Origin of the sequence: Mesorhizobium sp. M7D.F.Ca.US.004.01.2.1 (assembly GCF_003997785.1) — a bacterium.
GTDB lineage: Bacteria > Pseudomonadota > Alphaproteobacteria > Rhizobiales > Rhizobiaceae > Mesorhizobium > Mesorhizobium loti.
On record NZ_RZRQ01000382.1, the window covers coordinates 1 to 5,135 of the forward strand.

The following is a 5,135-nucleotide window of genomic DNA, read 5'->3' on the forward strand; positions in this document are numbered from 1 at the left end:
GTCGAGCATCGCGGCGGTGCTCTTGATGGCGACGCTGGCCGGCCGCGGTCTGATCACCCCCGAGCTCGGCGTCGTTCTCATCCTCGGTGTCAATCTCGGCTCCTCGATCATCGCGCCGATGCTGACCCGCTCGTCGAGCCCCGAAGTGCGCGTCGTGCCGATCGGCAACCTCCTGATGCGCGGGCTAGGCTCGCTGATCATGCTGATCCTGGTCATGATCTTCAGGCCCCACTTCGCTTTTCTCGGCTCGACGGCGGCGGACCAGATCGTCAACGCCCACATCCTGTTCAATGTGCTGATCCTGCTCGCCGGCCTGCCGCTTGCAGGCTTCGTCTACCGCGCCTCGGAGAAGATCGTGGCGCTTGGCACCAAGCCGGCGCCGGCCAGCACACTCGACGTCGTCGAGCTGTCGGCGCTCAACGAGAGTGCGCTCGACGTGCCTAGCCAGGCGCTGGCCAACGCCACCCGCGAGGTGGTGCGGGTCTGCGAGACCGTCGAGATCATGCTCAAGCGCATCATCGAGCTCTACGAGAGCGCTGACGCCGACAAGATCAAGGCGCTGGCTGCACTCGACGACCGCGTCGACAGGAAGCATGCCGCGATCAAGCTCTATCTGGCCAAGCTTACCAGGAACCCGCTGACCGAGGACGAGGCGCTGCGTTGCCAGGAGCTGATCGGCGCCTGTGTCAAGCTGGAGCAGGTCGGCGACATCATCGTGCGCAACATGCTGGTGCATGTGAAGAAGAAGTTCGAGCGCGGACTGGAATTCACCGACGAGGGCTGGAGTGAATTGTTCGCCTTCCACAGCTCGGTGCTTGCCAATGCCCGGCTCGCCTTCAACGTGCTGGTGTCGCGCGATCCCGAGACTGCCCGCCAGCTGGTGCTGGAAAAGGACCAGCTGCGCGACCGCGAGAAGGAAACCAGCGCCAGCCATTTCGTGCGGCTGCGCGACGGCACGGCCAAGAGCGTCGAGACCAGCTCGATCCACCTCGACACCATCCGCGACCTGAAGCAGATCAATTCGCTGCTGGCCTCGATGGCTTATCCGGTGCTCGAAGAGCGCGGGCTGCTGACGGGGTCGCGGCTGAAGGCGAGCTGATCCATCGTTTCGACGGCAAAAATACCTTTGCTCTGCTTCCTCCAGTCGGGATAAGGGTCCATTAGCCCAGCCTTTCGGAGGAAATCGATGGACACCCATTCGCGCAGTTTCGCCAAGGCGCTCTCCTGGCGGGCGACCGGCACCATCGACACGATCATCATTTCGTTGGTCGTGACGGGAAGCATCAAGCTCGCCGCGACCATCGGCCTGACCGAGGTCGTCACCAAATCGCTGCTCTATTATCTCCACGAGCGGGCGTGGCTGAAGATTCCCTATGGCCGCAAGACCCCGGCCTAATGCCATCGGTCAAGAAAAGCTAAAGCGGCGCCAAAAATTTCTGGATTGCCCGCAAAGCCCATCCGTGGTTTGAGGCCATTCCAGCTAAGGCCTTCCCATGTCGCTTCCGCTCATCGCCCTGTTCATCGCCGCCTTTGCCTTTGGCACCACCGAATTCGTCATAGCCGGCGTGCTGCCGCAAGTGGCGCAAGGTCTTGGCGTTTCGGTTCCCTCCGCCGGTTATCTCGTCTCCGGCTATGCCTGCGGCATCGCCATCGGCGGGCCGCTGCTGGCGTTCGCCACCAAGTCGCTGTCGCGCAAAACCTTGCTGCTCGGCCTCGCCATCGCCTTCACCATCGGCCAGGCGGCCTGCGCGCTAGCGCCCGATTTCACCTCGATGCTTTTTTTGCGCATTGCTGTGGCGGTCGCGCACGGCGCCTATTTCGGCGTCGCCATGGTCGTCGCCGTCGGTCTTGTGCGCGAGGACCAGCGCGGCATGGCGGTTGCCGTCATCCTGTCCGGCCTCACCGTCTCCAACGTCATCGGCGTGCCGGCTGGCACTGCGATCGGCAACATCTGGGGCTGGCGCGCGACCTTCTGGGTGATGTGCGCGCTGGGCGTGGCGGCAACGCTTGCCATGGCAGCGCTGTTGCCGCGCACGACGGGATCGTCGGCCAGGCCCGCCGGTTTCGCCCGCGAGGTTCGCGTGCTGGCACGCCAGCAGATCTGGACCTCGCTGATCCTGATGCTGATGCTGATGATCGGCCAGTTCGGCCTGTTCACCTACATCACCCCGACACTGCTGGAGGTCACCGGGCTCGACGAGAACCTGGTGCCGTGGGTGCTACTGCTCAACGGCGTCGGCGCCACGCTCGGTGTCTTCCTGGGCGGCAAGCTCTCCGACTGGAAGCTGATGCCGTCATTGATCACCATGCTGGGCTTGCAGGCGGTGACGCTGGCCGTCATCTATGCCGTCAGCCCCTATCCCCTGCCGATGGTTGTCGCGATCGTCATCTGGGGCGGTCTCAACTTCGCCATCGGCACGCCGATCCAGACCCGCATCCTGGCCTGGACGGCAGACGCCTCGAATCTCGCTTCGTCGCTCATTCCGTCCGGCTTCAATGTCGGCATCGCGCTTGCCGCGTCACTGGGCGCGGCCATGCTCAATGCCGGCTATGGCTACCGCAGCCTGCCGCTGCTCGGCGCCATCGCGATGCTTGTCGCCGTCGCAGTGGCGCTCGCTTCCTATGTCTGGGAAGGGCGCAGCAACGCCACGCCGCCGCTGACGGCCCCAGCCGAGTAGCGACCTCAGCCCTTCGTCTCTTTCAACACGTCGATGAAGGCGCGCAGCGCCGGCGGCACCAGCCGGTGGCCTGGATAATAGAGGAACAGGCCGGGAATGGGCGGACACCAATCGTCCAGCACGGTGACGAGCGATCCCTGATCGAGGTAAGGCTTGGCAGTCTTGTCCGATATGTAGGCAACGCCCATGCCGCAAGCCGCTGCTTCGGCCATCAACTCCATACTGTCGAGTGTCAGTGCGCCCTGAACATCGATGGCAATCTCCTGGCCATGTTTCTCGAACTCCCACCGATAGGGCTTACCGCTCGGCAAGCGGAACCGGATGCAGGCTTGATCCCCGAGATCATCTGGCGTGTGCGGAGCCGGGCGGCCGGCGAGATAGGCCGGCGATGCAACGGCGATGAAGCGTGTCGGCCCACCGAAGCGCACCGCGACCATATCCCGCGGTACGGCCTCGCCCAGGCGGATGCCGGCATCAAAGCCTTCGGCGACGATATCGACCAGCTTTCCCTCGGTGACGAGATCGAGCGAGACCTGGGGGTAGCGCTGAAGAAACGACGGCACCACGGATCCGAGCAACAGCCGGGCACCGATCTCGCTGGTGTTGATCCTCAGCGTCCCTGACGCAAGACCGCGGAAGTCATCAACCTCGGCTAGTGCCGCATCGATATCCGACAAGAGCGGCCGCAGGCGTGCGACCAGCCGTTCGCCAGCCTCGGTCGGCGCAACGCTGCGTGTGGTGCGATTGAGCAGGCGCACGCCCATGCCCCGCTCCAGCGTCCGCATCATGTGGCTGAGCGTCGAGGGGGACAGGCCAAGATCGTCGGCCGCCTTACGGAAGCTGCGATGCAAGACGATTGCGGCCAGCGCCGACAATTCGGGAAGTCCGGGCTTCGAATTCATGGTGAATCTTCATCAAGCTATCCAAAATTGAACGGATAGTATCATGAGTTGAGTGGAGTAGTCTTGGCCGAAGTCAACAACGAAAGGACTTCTCCCATGGCCAAGACATGGTTCATCACCGGCACCTCGTCCGGTTTCGGACGGCTTCTGACGGAAAGGCTTCTGGTCCGTGGCGATCGAGTTGCCGCAACGGTGCGGAGGCCGCAGGCGCTCGCCGATTTGAAAGCGCATCATAGCGATCACCTCTGGATCGCTTCTCTTCAAATGACCGACAGCGATGCGATCAAGGCAACGATCGGCAAAGCCTTTGACGATCTAGGGCACATCGATGTCATCGTCAGCAACGCCGGTTACGGCCTGTTCGGCGCCGCCGAAGAGCTTGACGACAACCAGATCCGCGACCTGATCGACACAAATCTTGTCGGCTCCATCCAGGTAATCCGGGCAGCACTGCCGCATCTGAGGAAACAGCACGGCGGCCGCATCCTGCAAGTCTCTTCGGAGGGTGGCCAGATGGCCTATCCCGGTTTCAGCCTCTACCACGCCACCAAATGGGGCATCGAAGGCTTCGTCGAATCCGTTCGGCAGGAGGTCGCGTCCTTTGGCATCGGCTTGACACTCGTCGAGCCCGGACCGACGCAGACGAACTTCGGCGCCAGCCTGATCAGTTCCCAGTCTGAGGAAATCTATGCGAACACGCCGGTCGGCGACCTGCGCAAGGCCTTTGCCGAGGGCTCGTTCGACGTCAAGGGCGACCCGCACAAGATGGTCGAAGCGATGATTGCTTCGGTCGAGCAGAATCCCGCTCCGCGCCGATTGACCTTCGGCGCTGCCGCCTACGCCTCGATCCGCAGCGCGCTCCAAGGCAGGCTCACGGAACTGGAGAACCAGAAGGACGCAGCGCTCGCGATGGATATCGACCCCTGACGGCTAGCGGTTGAGCGGCGGCCGCCGAACGCCGGATCACCCGCGCCAGCGCAACAGGCGCATGGCGTTGGCGGTGACCAGCACGGTGGCGCCGGTATCGGCCAGGATCGCCGGCCACAGGCCGGTGATGCCCAAAATGGTGGTGACCAGGAACACTGCCTTCAGCCCGAGCGCCACGCTGATGTTCTGGCCAATATTGGCCATCACCGCCCGCGACAGTTTCACCATGCGCACGACGTCCATGACGCGGCCATGCAAGATCGCCGCGTCCGCGGTCTCCAGCGCCACATCGGTGCCGCCGCCCATGGCGATGCCGATGTCGGCGGCGGCCAGCGCCGGCGCGTCGTTGATGCCGTCGCCGACCTTGGCCACCTTGAACCCCTCGCGCTGCAATTCGCCAACGATGCGCTGCTTGTCCTGAGGCAACAGCTCCGCCCGCGCCTCGATGCCAAGCGAAGCGGCGATGGCTTCGGCCGTGCGGCGGTTGTCGCCGGTCAGCATCACCGCACGGATGCCCTCAGCCTTGAGCGCCGCGATCCCGGCCGCCGCATCCTGCCGCGGCTCGTCGCGCATGGCGATCAGCCCGGCCACCACGCCATCGGCCACCAGCACCGAGACGGTCTTGCCC

General features: G+C 64.0%; 6 protein-coding genes. 4 read left to right on the top strand and 2 right to left on the bottom strand.

All coding sequences use genetic code 11. The features are described 5' to 3' along the window. The 3 genes from EN993_RS30940 to EN993_RS30950 form a co-directional block, all read left to right on the top strand. A partial coding sequence (locus EN993_RS30940) for a Na/Pi cotransporter family protein (protein ID WP_164757918.1) occupies positions 1-1,099 on the top strand: 1,099 nt, incomplete at its 5' end. Between the two features lie 87 nt (positions 1,100-1,186). Then, positions 1,187-1,396, top strand: coding sequence for a DUF2061 domain-containing protein (locus tag EN993_RS30945; protein ID WP_109660020.1), 210 nt, complete (start codon positions 1,187-1,189; stop codon positions 1,394-1,396). Between the two features lie 97 nt (positions 1,397-1,493). Beyond that, entirely contained in the window at positions 1,494-2,678 is a 1,185-nt protein-coding gene (locus tag EN993_RS30950; protein ID WP_127265671.1) for an MFS transporter, read from the top strand. Positions 2,679-2,683: 5 nt separating this feature from the next. On the opposite strand, the gene EN993_RS30955 is transcribed toward EN993_RS30950, so the two are convergent. Then, positions 2,684-3,580, bottom strand: coding sequence for a LysR family transcriptional regulator (locus EN993_RS30955; RefSeq protein ID WP_109660016.1), 897 nt, complete (start codon positions 3,578-3,580; stop codon positions 2,684-2,686). A 96-nt stretch (positions 3,581-3,676) separates the two neighbouring features. Here EN993_RS30955 and EN993_RS30960 point away from each other — a divergent pair, with 96 nt between their 5' ends. Then, positions 3,677-4,507 (top strand): SDR family oxidoreductase, encoded by an 831-nt coding sequence (locus tag EN993_RS30960; RefSeq protein WP_109660014.1) that lies wholly within the window; start codon positions 3,677-3,679, stop codon positions 4,505-4,507. Between the two features lie 36 nt (positions 4,508-4,543). Here the strand turns inward: EN993_RS30960 and EN993_RS30965 are convergent. Further along, on the bottom strand, positions 4,544-5,135 hold a 592-nt coding region (locus EN993_RS30965; protein WP_127265672.1), incomplete at its 5' end, for an HAD-IC family P-type ATPase.

Coding starts and splice junctions, on each gene's coding strand:
- EN993_RS30950 (WP_127265671.1), top strand. CDS start 1,494: ATGTCGCTTCCGCTCATCGCCCTGTTCATCGCCGCCTTTGCCTTTGGC.
- EN993_RS30960 (WP_109660014.1), top strand. CDS start 3,677: ATGGCCAAGACATGGTTCATCACCGGCACCTCGTCCGGTTTCGGACGG.
- EN993_RS30955 (WP_109660016.1), bottom strand. CDS start 3,580: ATGAATTCGAAGCCCGGACTTCCCGAATTGTCGGCGCTGGCCGCAATC.
- EN993_RS30945 (WP_109660020.1), top strand. CDS start 1,187: ATGGACACCCATTCGCGCAGTTTCGCCAAGGCGCTCTCCTGGCGGGCG.